The organism is Ensifer sp. GW821-FHT05G01, assembly GCF_059419585.1.
The window spans coordinates 394,894-411,561 of the sequence record NZ_JBWKSC010000005.1 but is presented as its reverse complement, the minus strand read 5'-3'; the positions used below and the strand labels follow the sequence as shown (position 1 = coordinate 411,561).

The 16,668-nt window shown below is 62.2% G+C and carries 14 protein-coding genes; 3 read left to right on the top strand and 11 right to left on the bottom strand.

Annotation, left to right across the window (positions count from 1 at the left end; translation table 11 throughout):
- Positions 1–16: 16 nt before the first annotated feature.
- From AC07UR_RS15550 to AC07UR_RS15530, 5 genes are all read right to left on the bottom strand, one after another.
- On the bottom strand, positions 17–994 hold the full coding sequence (locus AC07UR_RS15550) for an ABC transporter permease (RefSeq protein WP_173418479.1): 978 nt from the start codon (positions 992–994) through the stop codon (positions 17–19).
- A 40-nt stretch (positions 995–1,034) separates the two neighbouring features.
- A complete protein-coding gene (locus AC07UR_RS15545) occupies positions 1,035–2,588 on the bottom strand; it encodes a sugar ABC transporter ATP-binding protein (protein WP_209790327.1) in 1,554 nt (517 codons plus the stop codon).
- 112 nt (positions 2,589–2,700) lie between these two features.
- Positions 2,701–3,690 carry an ABC transporter substrate-binding protein gene (locus tag AC07UR_RS15540; RefSeq protein WP_173418477.1) on the bottom strand — a complete coding sequence of 330 codons (990 nt, stop codon included), beginning with the start codon at positions 3,688–3,690 and terminating at the stop codon, positions 2,701–2,703.
- Between the two features lie 228 nt (positions 3,691–3,918).
- Positions 3,919–4,938: an aldo/keto reductase gene (locus AC07UR_RS15535; protein WP_209790328.1), complete on the bottom strand. Its 1,020-nt coding sequence runs from the start codon at positions 4,936–4,938 to the stop codon at positions 3,919–3,921.
- 40 nt (positions 4,939–4,978) lie between these two features.
- Entirely contained in the window at positions 4,979–6,484 is a 1,506-nt protein-coding gene (locus AC07UR_RS15530) for a UxaA family hydrolase (RefSeq protein WP_209790329.1), read from the bottom strand.
- A 277-nt stretch (positions 6,485–6,761) separates the two neighbouring features.
- Here AC07UR_RS15530 and AC07UR_RS15525 point away from each other — a divergent pair, with 277 nt between their 5' ends.
- Entirely contained in the window at positions 6,762–7,640 is an 879-nt protein-coding gene (locus tag AC07UR_RS15525; protein WP_173418474.1) for a GntR family transcriptional regulator, read from the top strand.
- 20 nt (positions 7,641–7,660) lie between these two features.
- Positions 7,661–8,749, top strand: a complete 1,089-nt coding sequence (locus AC07UR_RS15520) for a mannitol dehydrogenase family protein (protein ID WP_209790330.1) — start codon at positions 7,661–7,663, stop codon at positions 8,747–8,749.
- Here AC07UR_RS15520 and hpaI read toward each other — a convergent pair.
- Both hpaI and gabD read right to left on the bottom strand, forming a co-directional pair.
- Positions 8,743–9,549, bottom strand: coding sequence for a 4-hydroxy-2-oxoheptanedioate aldolase (gene hpaI, locus AC07UR_RS15515; RefSeq protein ID WP_209790331.1), 807 nt, complete (start codon positions 9,547–9,549; stop codon positions 8,743–8,745). The two genes, AC07UR_RS15520 and hpaI, sit on opposite strands and share 7 nt — an antisense overlap.
- Positions 9,550–9,658: 109 nt before the next feature.
- Positions 9,659–11,113, bottom strand: coding sequence for an NADP-dependent succinate-semialdehyde dehydrogenase (gene gabD / locus AC07UR_RS15510; protein WP_209790332.1), 1,455 nt, complete (start codon positions 11,111–11,113; stop codon positions 9,659–9,661).
- 273 nt (positions 11,114–11,386) lie between these two features.
- Here gabD and AC07UR_RS15505 point away from each other — a divergent pair, with 273 nt between their 5' ends.
- Complete coding sequence (locus AC07UR_RS15505; RefSeq protein ID WP_209790333.1) at positions 11,387–11,983, top strand: nitroreductase family protein; 597 nt, start codon at positions 11,387–11,389, stop codon at positions 11,981–11,983.
- A 63-nt stretch (positions 11,984–12,046) separates the two neighbouring features.
- Here AC07UR_RS15505 and gyrB read toward each other — a convergent pair whose 3' ends face one another.
- The 4 genes from gyrB to mltA form a co-directional block, all read right to left on the bottom strand.
- Positions 12,047–14,482: a DNA topoisomerase (ATP-hydrolyzing) subunit B gene (gene gyrB, locus AC07UR_RS15500; RefSeq protein WP_173418470.1), complete on the bottom strand. Its 2,436-nt coding sequence runs from the start codon at positions 14,480–14,482 to the stop codon at positions 12,047–12,049.
- A 135-nt stretch (positions 14,483–14,617) separates the two neighbouring features.
- Positions 14,618–14,995, bottom strand: a complete 378-nt coding sequence (locus AC07UR_RS15495; RefSeq protein ID WP_173418469.1) for a helix-turn-helix domain-containing protein — start codon at positions 14,993–14,995, stop codon at positions 14,618–14,620.
- Positions 14,992–15,558, bottom strand: a complete 567-nt coding sequence (locus AC07UR_RS15490) for a Smr/MutS family protein (RefSeq protein ID WP_209790334.1) — start codon at positions 15,556–15,558, stop codon at positions 14,992–14,994. Before AC07UR_RS15490 ends, AC07UR_RS15495 begins: the two co-directional genes overlap by 4 nt.
- Positions 15,551–16,657 (bottom strand): murein transglycosylase A, encoded by a 1,107-nt coding sequence (gene mltA / locus AC07UR_RS15485; RefSeq protein WP_209790335.1) that lies wholly within the window; start codon positions 16,655–16,657, stop codon positions 15,551–15,553. The genes AC07UR_RS15490 and mltA overlap by 8 nt, the downstream gene beginning before the upstream one ends.
- Positions 16,658–16,668: the final 11 nt, after the last annotated feature.

Genomic DNA, 16,668 nt, shown 5'->3' with positions numbered 1-16,668 from the left:
GTTGGGAGCCGGGTGCCTAACGGGCGCCGCGCCGCCTGAGCTGGTCAAAATAGACGATCACGATGATCAGCACGCCGGTGATGATGCGCTGCCAGAACGAATTGACGTTGAGCAGGTTGGCACCGTTGTTGATCGTGGCGAGGATGAAGGCGCCGAGCAGCGGGCCATGCACCGAGCCGACCGCGCCAAAGAGGCTGGTGCCGCCGATGACCGAGGAGGCAATCGCCTGCAGTTCCCAGCCTTCGGCCTGGGTGGCGTTGCCGATGCCGATGCGAGAGGCGAGCAGCAGGCCGACGAAGGCGGCGCAGGTCGAAGACAGAATATAGGCGAGATAGATGGTACGATGCACGTTTACGCCGGAAAGCCGCGCCGCCTCGCTGTTGGAGCCGACGGCAAAGAGGTAGCGGCCGAAGCGGCTCAGGTGCAGGAAGACATAGGCCGGGATCGCCACCACGATCACCATCCAGAACAGGCTTGGCACGCCGAGAAAATCGGCGCGGGAAAAATTGGTGAAGGCCTCGTTGGTAATCGAGATCGTCGAGCCGTTCGTGATCAAGAGCCCGATGCCGCGCAGCGACGTCAGCGTTGCGAGCGTGATGATGAACGGCGGCAGCCCCATGCGAACGATGCCGAAGGCATGGAAAGCGCCTATCAAGACGCCGAAGGCGAGCGTCAGGATGATGGCGATCCAGAGTGGCACGCCGGCGGCAAGCAGCCAGGCGACAATGACGCTGGTGAAGCCGACAACGGCACCGACCGACAGATCGATGCCGGCAGTGATGATAACGAAGGTCTGGCCGACGGCGAGGATCGCCGTCATCGCACCCTGGCGCAAGAGGTTGCTGATGTTGTTCGGCGTCCAAAAACTGTTGGTGGCAAGCCCAAGCAGCAGCCAAAGGAAAAGCAGGAGCCCGAGAAGCGTCAGGCCGAACAGGATGCTCACGCCTTTCCGCGGCGCCGGACCCGTTCCGCTTTCGACCGTTTCAGCACTCATCGTCGTCCTCCCTACTTGCCCTTGATTTTCATTGTCGCGATCAGACGCCGATCGCCTGCGTCAGCACTTCCTCATGGCTTGCGGCACGGTAATCGTGGCTGGCGACCAGCCGCCCACGCCGAAACACGTGCAGGCGATCGGAGAGTTCGTAGACCTCCGGCAGATAGGAGGAGATCAGGATGATCCCTGCGCCGTTCTCCAGAAGTCGGGCGAACAGCCGGTAGATTTCCGCCTTGGTGCCGACATCGACGCCGACCGTCGGTTCGTCGAAGATGAACAGCTTGGCGCCGTGGCTCAGCCACTTGCCGATGACGATCTTCTGCTGATTGCCGCCGGACATCGCGGACGCCAGCACGCGACGCGACGGCGTCTTGATCTTCAGATCCTTGATCTGTCGGTCGGCATTCTCGATTTCCTTCTGACGGTTGATGGTCAGACCGCGGGTCAATCGACTGAAGATCGGCAGATTGATATTGAGGCCGATCGGCAGGTTGAGGCAAAGGCCCTGATCGCGCCGGCTTTCGGGCGCCAGCGCGATGCCGAGGTCCATCGCCTTGCGTTCATTGGCGATATTGACCTTGCGTCCCTGCCAGTAGACCTCGCCTGCAGTCGCCGCATGGCGGCCGTAGAGGCCAAGGGCAAACTCGCTTCGTCCGGCACCGATCAAGCCGTAGAGGCCGACGATCTCGCCGGCACGAACAGTGAGCGACACATCCTCGAAGCCGGGGCCGCTCAAGCCCCGGGTTTCGAGGATCGTTTCGCCGGCTTGAAAATGTTCCTTGTGATAGATCTGCTCGATCGTGCGGTTGATCATCAGGGTGATCAATTCGGCGTCGTTGGTCTCGCCGATCTTTCGCGTGCCGACATGGGTGCCGTCGCGCAGCACCGAGACCCGATCGGCCAGCTCGAAGACTTCCTCCATGCGATGGCTGATATAGACGATCGTCACCCCCTCGCCCTGCAGCCGGCGAATGAGCCGGAAGAGCTGGGCGGATTCCTGGCGGGTCAGATAGGCGGTCGGCTCGTCGAAGATCAAAAACTGGGTGCCGCGCATGGCGGCGCGGGCGGTCGCGACGAGCTGTTGCTGGCCGATCGTCAGGCTGCCGAGCGTTGCGGCGGCCGGCAGGTTGAAGCCGAGATCATCAAGCACGCTCTGGGCCGCCTCGGTCATGGCACGCTTGCGCATCAGGCCAGCGTTGTTGATCTCGTCGCCGAGGAACATGTTGGCAGCCACGCTCAAGTGCGGGCAAAGCACGACCTCCTGATGCACGGCGTTGATGCCGCGCGCGATCGCCTCCTGCGGGTTGTCGAGCTGAACCGGCTTGCCACACCAGTAGATTTCGCCCGAGGTGCGGCGAATCACGCCGGTCAAAAGCTTGATCAGCGTCGATTTGCCGGCGCCGTTTTCGCCGACGATGGCATGAACTTCTCCGGACAGGAATGTGATTGAGGCGGGTTTCAATGCTTCGACAGCGCCGTACTTCTTCTGCAGCGCGCGCATTTCCAGGATCGGTTCGCCCTTCGGCACTGGGTGGCGGGAAGCCGTCCTCAAACCGTCGCTCTTGATATCGCTGACCTCGTCGAGACCTGGCATCTCAGCACTCCTCCCCATCGTGCGGACTGCCAGCGGCCGGTCCTCGTATCCGACCGCTGGCACCCGTATTCTCGGCGGCAGGCGACGCTCGCGCGCTTACCGCCGATTGCCGTCAATTGACCTTCGGGTTCAAGAGAGCGTCGATCTTCGGCTCTGCCATGTTCGCCTTGGTCACCAGGTTGGCGCCGGTATCGACATTGGCCTCGACCTTTTCCTTCTTCGAGACCGCAAGCGCCGTCTTCACGCCATCATAACCCATGCGATAGGGGTCCTGGACGACGAGGCCAGCCAAAACGCCTTCCTTCAGGAAGCCGACGGTCTTCTCGTCGCTGTCGAAGCCGATCACCTTGATCTTGTCGCCGAGCTTGTTTTCGGCGATCGCCTGACCAACGCCCTGCGCCATGATCAGGTTGGAGGCAAAGACGCCGACAAGGTTCGGGTTGGCGGTGATCAGGTCGGTCATCATGTTGAGGCCGGTGGTTGCCTGACCATCGGCATATTTGTCGGCGACGACCTTGAAGCCCGGATATTTCGTCTTGATCTGGTCGAGGAAGCCTTCGCGGCGCTGATCGAGCGAACCCACGCCTGGCAGGCTGGTGATGATGGCGATATCGCCCTCTTCCTTGCCCGACATTTCCTTGATCGCTGCAGCCAGACCATCAGCTGCGATCCTGCCACCCTGAACGTTGTCGGTCGTCAGGAACGAGGAGAAGGCCTTGGAATCGGCGCCGGAGTCGATGCCGATGATCGGAACCGCTTTGGCGGCCTCGTCGATCGGTTTGCCCAGAGCCTTGAATTCCGTCGGCGAGATCACGACGGCAGCCGGGGAACCGGCAACGGCGTTTTCGAGAATGCTGATCTGACCGTTGATATCGGATTCGGACTGTGCGCCGAGTTCGGGAACGTTGACGCCGAGATCCTTGCCGGCTGCACGCGCACCAGCCAGCACGATCTGCCAGTAGAACGACGTGGTGTCCTTGACGATGATCGGAATGGTGACATCCTGCGCGAAGGACGCGGCCGGCGCCATGGTGGCGATCATCGCGGCTCCGGCGAGAGCGGTGAAGGCACGACGGGAAAGAATGTGCTTGGTTATGCTCATTGGGTTTCTCCTCTCAGTGCACCTCGTTCCATCTTATGGAGATCGATCTGCCAGGTGCTTGCAGTTCGATCTTTTATCGATAAAAAACATATCGAAACGCTAATACAACACTGTCCGCTTTGCAAGCAGTCGTTGCTGCGATTTGCGTGACTGTACTGCCTCCTCCGGCGTTGCGTTTCGATATGCGGCGTCTGGGAACCCTACCCGCGAAAATCGGTTCCCGAAGCGTCAGGCCCGGACAGCCTCCAGTCCAAGCTCCGGCGCCACAAGCGTGTAGGGCTCAAAGGCCGAGAAATCGTCCGTAGACAGTCTGTGCCTCAGCGCATCCATGTTGCGCCGCAAGCTCTCCGGTTTCGCTGTCCCGAGCAGGACCGAGGCAACCACCGGATTGTCGAGCGGGAACTGCATTGCGGCAGCGGCAAGCGGTACACCCCGCTCCCGGGCGATCCGCTCCATTGCGCCGACCTTCTCAAGGACCTCGCTGCTGGCCGGCATATAGTCGAAATGCGCGCCATCGACGGGGCCGGTCGCAAGGATGCCCGAATTGAACACGCCGCCGACGATAAGCGACGTCTTCTTCTTTTCGCAGAGCGGCAGAAGCTCGGCGACGGCGGACCGGTCGAGCAGCGTATAGCGGCCAGCAAGCAGGATGCAGTCGATATCGGTATGCCGCATCACCTCGAGGCAAACCGGGACCTCGTTGACCCCCAGACCGTAGGCGGCGATGACGCCAGAAGCCTTCAGTTCTTCCAACGCCTTCAGGCCCGAATCCAGCAATTGCTTCAGGTAGACGGCGTTGCGGGCGGCGCCATGGGTGTAGACGCCGATATCGTGCACATAGAGGATATCGATGCGATTGAGACCGAGGCGCGCATAGCTGAATTCGGCCGAACGCATGATGGCATCGTAGCTGTAGTCGTACGCTACGTCGAAGTTCAGCGGCTTGACGTAGGAATAATCGGGCACATCGCCTTCCGGCACCGGATGCAACAGCCGGCCAACTTTGGTGGATAGCACAAACTCGTCACGCGGCTTATCGCGCAGGAAATCGCCGACCCGCCGTTCGGCAAGACCGAGCCCGTAGTACGGCGCAACGTCGAAGTAGCGCAAGCCGGCGGACCAGGCGGCATCCAGCGTTGCCATTGCCGCGTCTCGCGTGCACTCCCGGTAGAGCCCGCCAAGGCCCGCGGCGCCAAAACTGTATTCGGTCACCGACAGGTCGGTGCGACCGATCTTTCTCGTCTGCATTCCCTTGTCTCCTCCCCCAAGGATGCGCGAAATCACATCGTCAGAGTGTCGCCCCGAGATGCCAGGGCACGAATTCGTTGTCGCCGTAACCGAAGAGTTCGCTCTTGGTCTTCTTTCCTGAAGCGGTATCGATGATCAGATCGAAGATCTCGCGGCCGAGACCGGCGATCGTCGCCTCCCCGGAGGCGATCACGCCACAATCGATGTCCATGTCTTCTTCCATCGCCCGGAACAGCGCGGTGTTGCTGGTCAGCTTGATCGACGGTGCCGGCCTGCAGCCGAAACAGCTGCCGCGGCCAGTGGTAAAGGCAATCACATTGGCGCCGCCGGCAACCTGGCCGGTCGCCGATACCGGGTCGTAGCCGGGTGTATCCATGAAGACGAGGCCGTGTTCGGTGACGCGCTCGGCATAGCCGTAGACCGCATTGAGCGGCGAACGGCCGCCCTTGGCCACAGCCCCCAGCGACTTCTCCAGAATGGTCGTTAGACCACCGCGCTTGTTGCCCGGCGAAGGATTGTTGTCGAGCGAGGCGCCGTGCAGCGCCACATAGTTTTCCCACCAGGCGATCAGACAATCGAGCTTGGCGGCAACCGCGTCGTTGGCGGCCCGGCTGCGCAGCAGATGTTCGGCACCGTAGATTTCCGAGGTCTCGGACAGGATCGCGGTGCCGCCGGCGGCCGCCAGGATATCCACCGCCGCCCCCAGAGCCGGGTTGGCGGTGATGCCGGACAGGCCGTCAGAGCCGCCGCATTGCAGACCGACGATGATCTCGCTCACCGGAATGGCAACACGACGCTGCCGGCCGACTTCCTCGGCAATTTCGTCGAGCATGCCGAGCGCCCGCTCGACCGAACGCCGCGAGCCGCCAGCCTCCTGGATATTGAAATGGCGCTTTTCATGCCCTGCCCCGCTTTGCCCGTAGAGCGTCAACTGATTGACCTCGCAGCCAAGCCCGACCATCAGCACGCCACCGAAATTCACATGCCTTGCGTAGCCCGCCAACGTCCTGTGCAGGTTCATCATGCCGTCGCCGGTCGAAGACATGCCGCAGCCCTGGTCATGGACGATGGGGACGAAGCCGTCGATGCCTTCGTATTTCGGCAAGATGCGCCTGTTGGCCTCCTCGGCGATCGCCCGACAGACCGTGGTGGAACAGTTCACGCTGGCAATGATGCCGATATAGTTGCGCGTCGCCGCCCGTCCGTCGCCGCGTCGATAGCCCATGAAAGTGCGCGCCCTGTCGGCAGCGCTCGCCTCTTCCGGCGCGCCTTGCGGGCTGATCGCCAGCCGATCCTGATCGAAGGAGAGGTTGTGGGAATGCACATGCTCGCCGGCTTTTATGTCGCTGGTCGCGCGCCCGATCGCCTGGGCATATTTGACCACGGGATCGCCCGCATGGATTGGCCGGATCGCAACCTTGTGGCCCGGATCGATCTTCGTCGCCGTGCGGACGCCGCCCGGCAGAGCTTCGCCGGGCGCGATCGTAAGCGTTGCCACGACCACATTGTCCTCGGGCGCCAGAAGGATTGAAGACGGCACTGACACCCTGATGTTCTCCGTGAAAATTGCTGCGATTTCGAGAAAGGCCTATTTGTCTTTTATCCACAATAGACAGATTGCCGTCAATGGGTATTATGCGGCGAGACAAGTGCAGCGGTACGACGTGCGCCCGCGAGCACAGCGACCACAGGGGAGAAACGTCATGATTTTCGTGCGAGAGACGAAGACAAGTGCGCTGCGGCAGGCTAGATCGGCGGCCGACGAAGGCTGATCGCATCAGCGCTCCGTCGCCCGCGAAACCTCAACCGCCCGGACCCTGGCAATGGCAAAGCAGAACACCGTCTTCAAGGATGCCTATAACCGCTGCCTGAAAGTGCTGGCGGAAACATCCTCCCTGCCTTCCGAACCGGAGCTGGGACAGGTGCTCGGCGTCAGCCGGACGACGGTGCGGGCCATTCTCGGCCGCTTCGAGGAGGCGAAGCTGATCACCTGGGACAAGCGCAAGAAGATCGTGCTGCGCCAACCGCGGCCGGACGATTACTTCCCGACGGAAGAAACGGATTCACTCGCGGAAATCATCGAGCGCAGCTTCATGCGCCGGATTCTGGCCGGTGGCGCCGAGCCGGGCATGCAGATCAACGAGCTGGAACTGGCGCGCGAGATCGGCACCGGCACCACCAGCGTGCGGGAATTCCTGATCCGCTTCAGCCGGTTCGGGCTGATCGAGAAGCGGCCGAACAGCCACTGGATCCTCAAGGGCTTTACCCGCGAATTTGCGCTGGAACTGACCGAGGTCCGCGAGATGTTCGAGCTTCGCTCGGCTGCAAGCTTCGTGGCGCTGCCGGACAGCCATTCGGCCTGGCAGGAGTTGAGCAGGATCGAAGCGCTGCACCACGAGATCCTCGCGGACATCGACAACCGCTACAAGGAATTCTCCGAGCTCGACGAGCGCTTCCATCTGCTCGTGCACAAATCGTCGAGCAATCGTTTCATCGTCGATTTCTACGACATCATTTCGATCGTGTTCCACTACCACTACCAATGGAACAAGACCAACGCGCGGCAGCGAAACGCGCGGGCGCTGGAAGAACATCTTGCCTATATCGAAGCGCTGCGGTCGCACGATGCCAAACGCGCCGAGGAAGCCTGCAGGCGTCATCTTCGCTCGGCGCGCGAGACGCTGCTGCAATCCATTCCATAGCCAGCTACCGGAACGCCATGATGAAGACACCGTTTGTGCAGTTTGGGACGAGCCGTTTTCTCCAGGCCCATGCCGATCTCTTCATCAGCGAAGCGCTCCATCGACAGGCGGCACCCGGACACATCACAGTCGTCCAGACCACAGGTTCAGCCGAGCGAGCAGGACGTCTTGCGGCATTGACGCAGCCTGGCGGATATCCGGTGGTGATCCGAGGGCTTGTCGACGGCGAACCGGTCGACAAGGTCGAGCGGGTCACGAGCGTCACCCGCGCGCTGTCGACCGACGGCAACTGGGATGCAGTTCGTGATGTCGTGGCGGCCGAGGCCGAGTTTCTGATCTCGAACACCGGCGATACTGGATATGACACATCAGACGACGACCTTTCGGCGCCCGTGCCGAGGTCTTTTCCCGGTAAACTGCTGCTGCTTCTGAAAGCGCGTTTCGACGCCGGCGGCCAGCCGCTCACTGTCCTTCCCTGCGAACTGGTGTCGCGCAACGGCGATGTGCTGAAAGCGATCGTGCTGGAGCTCGCGCTTGAGCGGCTTGACGACACTCGTCTCTCGGACTGGCTGGCGAACGAGGTCATCTGGGCCAATACGCTGGTCGACCGCATCGTCTCCGAACCGATCGAGCCGGCCGGCGCCGTGGCCGAGCCTTACGCCCTATGGGCGATCGAGAAACTGCCCGGGCTGAAGGCGCCTTGCGCACACGCATGCGTGCTGCTGGTCGACGACCTGACACCCTATGAAAAGCTCAAGCTGCATATCCTCAACCTCGGCCATACGGTGCTTGCGGATATATGGATCAGGGGGCGGCGCGATCCCGGCGAAACGGTCCGGCAGATCCTTGGCCATGCCGATATCGCCAGGCGGCTCGACGATATCTACGACCGGGAAGTGGTTCCTGCCTTCGCCGCCAAGGGCCTTGGGCAACAGGCCAGCGCCTATGTCGAAACCACGCTCGACCGCTTCCGAAATCCGTTCCTCGATCATCGGCTCGCCGATATCGCCAACCATCACTCTGAAAAGATCGTGAGGAGGATTGCCGGACTCCGCCACTGGAGCCCGGGCGTTTCGATGCCGATGCTAACCACGATCTGCGATCAGTAACCGGATTCCATCTTGTTGGCCTTCGGGCTTTCTTCGCCGGTAAACTCCTGTCGCAGCGCCTGGGTCGCCCGAACCAGCGACGTGACATCGGTCCCGATCGCCATGAAATCGGCGCCGAGATCGCGGTAGTCGCGGGCCTGTGCGAGATCGAGCGTCATGATACCCCTTGCCTTTCCGGCCTTTTCGATGCGCGCGAAGGCGTCGATGATCGCCGCGCTCACTTCCGGGTGCCCCGGGCTACCGAGATAGCCCATGTCGGCGGCCAGATCCGATGGGCCGATGAACAGGCCATCGACGCCTTCAAGGGCGGCAATCTCGTCGATCGCCGCAAGACCCGCGCGGCTCTCGATCTGCAGCAGAAGGCAGATCTGCTCGTTTGCGGTGTGGAGATAGTCGGTAATCCGGCCGAACTCGGACGCACGCGCCAGTGCCGCACCGACGCCGCGAATGCCATGCGGCGGATAACGCGTCGCGCGAACCAGCTCTTTCGCCTGCTCGACGCTTTCGACCATCGGAATGAGCAGCGTCTGCACACCGACATCGAGGATCTGCTTGATCATCGCGGTATCGCCAACCGGAAGACGGACGATCGGGTGGCTGGCGGATGCGACAACGGCCCGGAACTGCGCCGAGAGCAGCGGCAGATCGTTGGGCGCGTGCTCGCCGTCGATCAACAGCCAGTCGTAGCCGCTGCCGGAGACGACCTCAGCCGCATAGGGGCTTGCCAGCGCGACCCAGAGCCCGAGCTGAAAGCGCTGTTCGCGAAGGGCTGCCTTGAAGGGGTTGCCTGGTGCCGGCATCGCGTCATCTCCTCTTTTCACGACTGCAACTTCTCTAGCGGCAAACAAAAAAACCGGCCAGAACTTTCCAGCCGGTTTCGCGATCTGATTGTTTCACGCTGCAAATGCGTCAGGCGATACCGCCGAGGCAGACATATTTGATCTCGGTGAATTCCTCGATGCCGTATCTGGAGCCTTCGCGGCCGAGGCCGGAGAGCTTGACGCCGCCGAACGGTGCTTCCGCGGTCGAAATCAACCCGGTGTTGACCCCGACCATGCCGTATTCCAGCGCCTCGGCCACGCGGAACACCCGCGCCAGATCCTTCGCATAGAAATAGGAGGCCAGGCCGAATTCCGTGTCGTTGGCCTTTTCAATTACGTCGGCCTCGTCGGTGAAGCGGAACAGCGGCGCCACGGGGCCGAAAGTCTCTTCGCGAGCGACTGCCATCGCCTGGGTAACGTCGGCCAGCACCGTCGCCTCATAGAAGGTACCACCGAGGGCATGGCGTTTGCCGCCCTGGATCACCCGCGCGCCCTTGGCGGTGGCATCGGCAACGTGTTCCTCGACCTTCTCCAGTGCCGCCTGGTCGATCAGCGGGCCGAGGATCACGCCCTGGTCGAGACCATTGCCGATCGTCAGCTTTGCAACGGCCGCCGCCAGCTTGTCGGAGAAGGCGTCATAGACCTTGTCCTGCACATAGATGCGGTTGGCGCAGACGCAGGTCTGGCCGTTGTTGCGGAACTTGGCGATCAGGGCGCCTTCCACGGCCGCATCGAGATCGGCATCGTCGAAGACGATGAATGGCGCGTTGCCGCCGAGCTCCAGACCGAGCTTCTTGATCGTGCCGGCGCTCTGGCGATAGAGCTCGGCGCCGACTTCCGTCGAGCCGGTAAAGGTCAGCTTGCGCACCACCGGGTTGGCGGTCATCTCCGCGCCGATCTCGCGAGCCGAGCCGGTGACGACGCTGAAGAGACCCTTCGGCAGGCCGGCACGTTCGGCGAGAATGGCGATCGCGATGGCCGAGAACGGCGTCTGTGCCGCTGGCTTCAGCACCATGGCGCAGCCGGCTGCAAAGGCAGGACCCGCCTTGCGGGTGATCATCGCATTGGGGAAGTTCCAGGGCGTGATCGCGGCGACGACGCCGATCGGCTGCTTCATCACCATGATGCGCTTGTCCGGCTGGTGGCCGGGGATCAGGTCGCCATAGATGCGGCGCCCTTCTTCGGCGAACCACTCGACGAAGCTTGCGCCATAGACGATTTCGCCGGTCGCCTCGGCGAGCGGCTTGCCCTGTTCGAGCGTGAGGATGCGGCCGAGATCGTCCTTGTTCTCGATCATCAGCTCAAACCAGCGGCGAAGCACGCCGGCGCGGTCCTTGGCAGTGCGAGCAGCCCAGCCCTTCTGCGCCAGACGCGCCGCTTCGATCGCCGCCTTCGTCTCCTTGCCGCCAAGCTTCGGCACGCGTCCGATGAGTTCGCCCGTCGCCGGGTTGGTCACTTCGATCGCATTGGCGGCATCCGCTTCAATCCATTCGCCACCAATCAGGGCAGCCTGGCGAAACAGTGACGGGTCCTTAAAAGTCATCGCACGTCCTCTCTCCGAAAAATCTACAGAACTTATACAACTTTTTTATCAAACTCGACAATCACCCGAAACACCGTTTCTGCAGATTCCGTTATCGAGCGGATCGCGCCGGAAAAAACGATCAACGGTGCGGGCGCAAAGCCGGTTTCATCGGCGCCTGATCCCATGTAGCGTCGGCCGCGAATCTCGCCAACCGCCTCGCCCTACGCAGCGGGCGTCGTCGATGGCAGCGCTCCTCCAACGGGATTCCGACACGATAAAAGAGGTATGTTCATGACGGAAAGCAACCACAGAACCGCCGACCACCCGATCGACACGATGTTCCTGAAGCGCTGGTCGCCGCGTGCATTCACCCAGGAGGAAATCAGCGAGGACGACTTGCTCTTACTGCTCGAAGCCGCCCGGTGGGCACCGTCTGCGAGCAACAACCAGCCCTGGCGGTTCGTCTATGCCCGCCGCGGCACAGAGCATTTCGCGCGTCTGCTGGATATCTTGAACGAGAGCAACCAGCGCTGGGCCAAGCATGCCGCAGCGCTGGTGATCGTCATCTCCAAGACCCATACGCAGGCGGCCTCCGGCGAAATGCGGGCCGCCTACACCCATGCCTTCGACACCGGTGCCGCATGGTTCAGCCTTGCGCTGCAGACAACGGTTTCCGGCTGGCACGCGCACGCGATGGCCGGCATCGATCGCGACAAGGCAATGATCACCCTCGGCGTCCCCGAGCACCATCGGGTCGAGGCCGCGGTAGCAATCGGCCGGCTGGCCGACCCCTCGACGCTGCCGGACGATCTGCGCGAACGGGAAAAGCCTAGCCAGCGCAAGCCGCTTGCAGAACTCGCCTTCGAAGGCCGCTTCAAGGCGGAATAGACAAAAAAGATCCCGGTGCCTTGCGGCACCGGGATCTGCGAAGCGATTGCGACAGTCTTTCGATCAGATATCGAGGTTGGCAACGTTCAGTGCGTTTTCCTGGATGAAGTCGCGGCGCGGCTCAACCTCGTCGCCCATCAGGCGCGAGAACAGTCCATCGGCGTCGGTCGCATCGTTCACCCGCACCTGCAATAGCGAGCGCACGTTCGGATCGAGCGTCGTTTCCCAAAGCTGCTCGGCATTCATTTCGCCCAGTCCCTTGTAGCGCTGCATCGAAAGACCCTTGCGGCCTGCCGCGAAGATCGCATCCAGAAGCGCGCGCGGACCGCTGATGTCCTGTGCGCCATCGCGACGGCGAAGCACTGGCGGCGCGGAGTAGATTTCCTTGAGCTTCGACGTCAGCTGGTCGATATGACGGGCGTCGGACGAGCCGATCAGCGCCATGTCGAGGACGGCGACTTCCTTGACGCCACGCACCATGCGCTCGAGCTTGAGGCCACCTTCGGCGGTCACTGCTCCGCTCCAGCCGCGTTCGGTCTCTTCGGCGATGACGTCGAGCCGGCGGGCCACTTCGATCGCGACCTGCGCGTATTGTTCGCGCTGGCCGTTCAGTTCGACATTCAAGGCGCCGGCAATTGCCGCCTGTTCGACAATCGAGCGATTGTAGCGCGAGTGAAGGCCATCCATAAGATTGCGCACGCGAAGCGCATCGTTGATCACTTCGCGCAGGTCCTGACCGGCGCGAACCTCGCCCGATGCCAGTTGCAGCGTCGCTTCCTCGAGACCCATGGAGATCAGGTAATCTTCCAGCGCCTGCTCGTTCTTCAGATACTGGGCGGACTTGCCACGCGTCACCTTATAGAGCGGCGGCTGGGCGATATAGAGATGACCGCGTTCGATCAGCTCCGGCATCTGCCGGAAGAAGAAGGTGAGCAGCAGGGTGCGGATGTGGGCGCCATCGACGTCAGCGTCCGTCATGATGATGATCTTGTGATAGCGCAGCTTGTCGGCGTTGAACTCGTCCTTGCCGATCGACGTGCCGAGCGCGGTGATCAGCGTGCCGATTTCCTGGCTCGAGAGCATCTTGTCGAAGCGCGCGCGTTCGACGTTGAGGATCTTGCCGCGCAGCGGCAGGATCGCCTGGTTTTCGCGCGAGCGTCCCTGCTTGGCCGAACCACCCGCCGAATCGCCCTCCACCAGGAAGACTTCGGACTTTGCCGGATCGCGTTCGGAGCAGTCGGCCAGCTTGCCCGGCAGCGAGGAAATGTCGAGCGCGCCCTTGCGGCGCGTCAGTTCGCGTGCCTTGCGGGCCGCCTCGCGCGCAGCCGCCGCTTCGACGACCTTGCCGACAAGGATCTTGGCGTCGGAAGGATGTTCCTCCAGCCAGGTGCTCAAGGCTTCGTTGACGAGGCTTTCGACAACCGGGCGGACTTCCGAGGAAACCAGCTTGTCCTTGGTCTGCGACGAGAACTTCGGATCCGGCACCTTGACCGAGAGAACGGCGGTCAGGCCTTCGCGGCAGTCGTCGCCGGTCAGCGTCACCTTTTCCTTCTTGGTGATGCCGGATGTTTCGCCATAGGACGTGATCTGCCGGGTCAGCGCGCCACGGAAGCCAGCCATATGCGTGCCGCCGTCGCGCTGCGGAATGTTGTTGGTGAAGCAGAGCACGTTCTCGTGGTAGCTGTCGTTCCACCACATCGCGACTTCGACGGTGATCCCGTCCTTTTCGCCGCGGATCGAAACCGGCTTCTGCACCAGCGGCTTCTTGGCGCGGTCGAGATAGGCGACGAAGGCTTCGAGGCCGCCGTCATACATCATCTCGTCCTGACGCACGTCCGAATGGCGCTTGTCGGTCAAGACGATGCGCACGCCGGAATTGAGGAAGGCGAGTTCGCGCAGGCGGTGTTCGAGCGTGCCGTAGTCGAAGTCCGTCTTGGTAAAGGTTTCCGTGCTCGGCAGGAACGTCACCTCGGTGCCGGTATCGCTGCCGGCGTCGCCGATCACCTTCAACGGAGCATCAGCCACGCCGTGGGTGAAGCTCATCTCGTGGATCTTGCCCGCCCGACGGATCTTCAGCCGCAGCATCACCGACAGCGCGTTGACCACCGAAACACCGACGCCGTGCAGACCGCCGGAAACCTTGTAGGAGTTCTGGTCGAACTTACCGCCGGCGTGGAGCTGCGTCATGATGACCTCAGCCGCCGAGACGCCCTCTTCCTTGTGAATGTCGGTCGGGATGCCGCGGCCGTTGTCGGTGACCGTCACTGAGCCGTCGGCATTGAGCGTCACCGTGACGATATCGGCGTGGCCCGCCAGCGCCTCGTCGATCGCGTTGTCGACCACCTCATAGACCATGTGATGCAGACCGGAGCCGTCGTCGGTGTCGCCGATATACATGCCCGGCCGCTTGCGTACGGCATCCAGGCCCTTCAACACCTTGATGGAGTCGGCACCATATTCGGCGGCGGCGCCGGTATCGGTTTCAGGAATATCGGTCATTCGGCTTCGGGTCTTTCCAGGTTCTTCGGACGTGGTGATTCGTTGCGAATCACGTCTCGGACGCCTCGCGGACTATAGAAAATTTGTCCACGGTTCCAAATCCCGGACCGCGCGGAGCGGCCGGAAAACAGCTGTTCATCCCCTGTCATTAGCAGGAAATGTGGCTTTTTCCAAAACATCTTCCAGGGCGCGTATCGTGTCGACGGACAAATCGCGGATTTGCCCGCTCAACCGGTTGGCAAAGGCGGTATGTTCCGGTGCCAGCCCCGAGGTATCCAGCACCACTTTCGGTGCGGAGACATGGGCGATCTGGAACAATTCCTCGGCCTCGTCCCAGATGACGTTGAAGTAACCGGCCACGCGCTGCAGGAAATCGAAGCTCGGAGCGCCGCGTTTTCCATGCTCGAGCGCCGAGAGATAGGCGGCTGACACGCCGATCGCCGCGGCCATCTGCTTCTGCGATACGCCCTTCTTGCGCCGCAGATCGCGCACCGCCGCGCCGAAGGGGGTCACGTCGGGCTCCCCTTGCGTGCCAGGCGGACATAAAGCGCGCCATCGCCGCCGTGATTGCGCGCAGCCGGCTCGTAACTCGAGATCAATGGCCGGAACTCCGGCAGCGAGAACCAGAGCGGAACGGCACGTTTCAAGGCGCCATCGCTGCCGATCGACGTTCCCTTGCCAGTGATAACGAGAACATGGCGCAGCCCGCGCTCATGGGCTCTCAGAAGAAAATGCAGGAGGAAGCCATGGGCTTGGCTCTGGATCATGCCGTGCAGATCGATCCGCGCTTCGAGAGCCAGATGCCCCTTCGACAGCTTGCGCTTGACGGGTTTTTCAAGCGGATAGTGATGCCGGCCGTTCGAGGTGTTGGCGAGCGCGATTCCCTGCTGTTCACCGGCCCCACCGGCCGGCGACGCCGCTTGCGTCTTTTGCGGATCATCCTTGGGCGCGGCTGGAACGTCCTCGCCGAGAAACTCCCGGAGATCGTCGAGGCGGCCGGGCATGGGCCTGGTCGTGCGCGCGACCTTTCCCCACAGAATCCGCTCTTCGGCTGAAAGCTTCTTGCCCCTAGCCATTGCCGTATCTTGCCGCAGCCGCACGGGGGATGAAGATGTAAAAGTCCGCGTCATTGCGAACGGCACCCGCAAGCTCGCCTGCCACGTCGCCCGATCCGGTGAAGATGTCGCCGCGAGCCGGACCGACGATCGCCGATCCTGTGTCGAGCGCCAGCATCAGATGTCTAAACGGCTGTCCGGCATCAAGACGCGTCAGGCTGTCACTGGAGATGAAGAACGGTACACCGAAGGTATGGATCAGCCGATCGACGGCAAGCGACCGCCCCGGTTCCAGCGACACCTTGGCGGCGGCGACCGGCCCCAGCCGCTCGTCATGCACATCAGCCTCGCGGAAGAAGATGAAGGAGCGATTGTGCCAAAGCACCTCGTCGACCTGATCCGGATTGGCGGCCAGCCAACCCCGGATGCTCATCATTGAAACGGTAGCGGCATCGATTTCGCCGCGATCGATCAGCAGCTTGCCGATCGGAGAAAAATAGTGGCCGGTCTTGGCGGCATAGGTGATGCGCCGGCGCGAACCGTCGGGATAGACGAGCCGCGCGGCACCCTGGACGTGGACGAAGAACACATCGACCTTGGATCTGGCATAGGCGATCTCCAGGCCGCGCCCCGCCAGAAAGCCCTGCTCGATCGCAGGGCGATCGGGATACTCGCCGACCACGCCGTCATGCAGGCGGCCGAAGGCGAAATAGGGATCCATGTCCACGGGCCGGTTGGTATCATCGATATCGACGAGATCAATTGGACGGCGGTAGATCGGATATCGAAATGTGTCGTCCGCTGTCGCCTGCACCTCGATCTCGGGCTCGTAGAACGCGGTCACGAAACCGGTCTTGCCCGTTTCCGGCCGGATACTGAAGGCGACGAACTGCTGCTCGAAAAATGCGCGCGCCGCAGCCGCATCGGCGACGTTCATGCTTGCAGCCGAAAATGCCGGCATCAGGTCATCGACGGAGATGCCAAGCGAACCCGTGCGATAGGGCTTTGCCGTCGAGACATGGTGATGACAGCGGCGCAGCGCTTCAATCACCGCGGTCGGATCGTCGTCCTGCCACCCCGGTAGATCGGAGAAGGTGACAGGCTCAAGTCGAAGCGTCATGGTCGCACCTT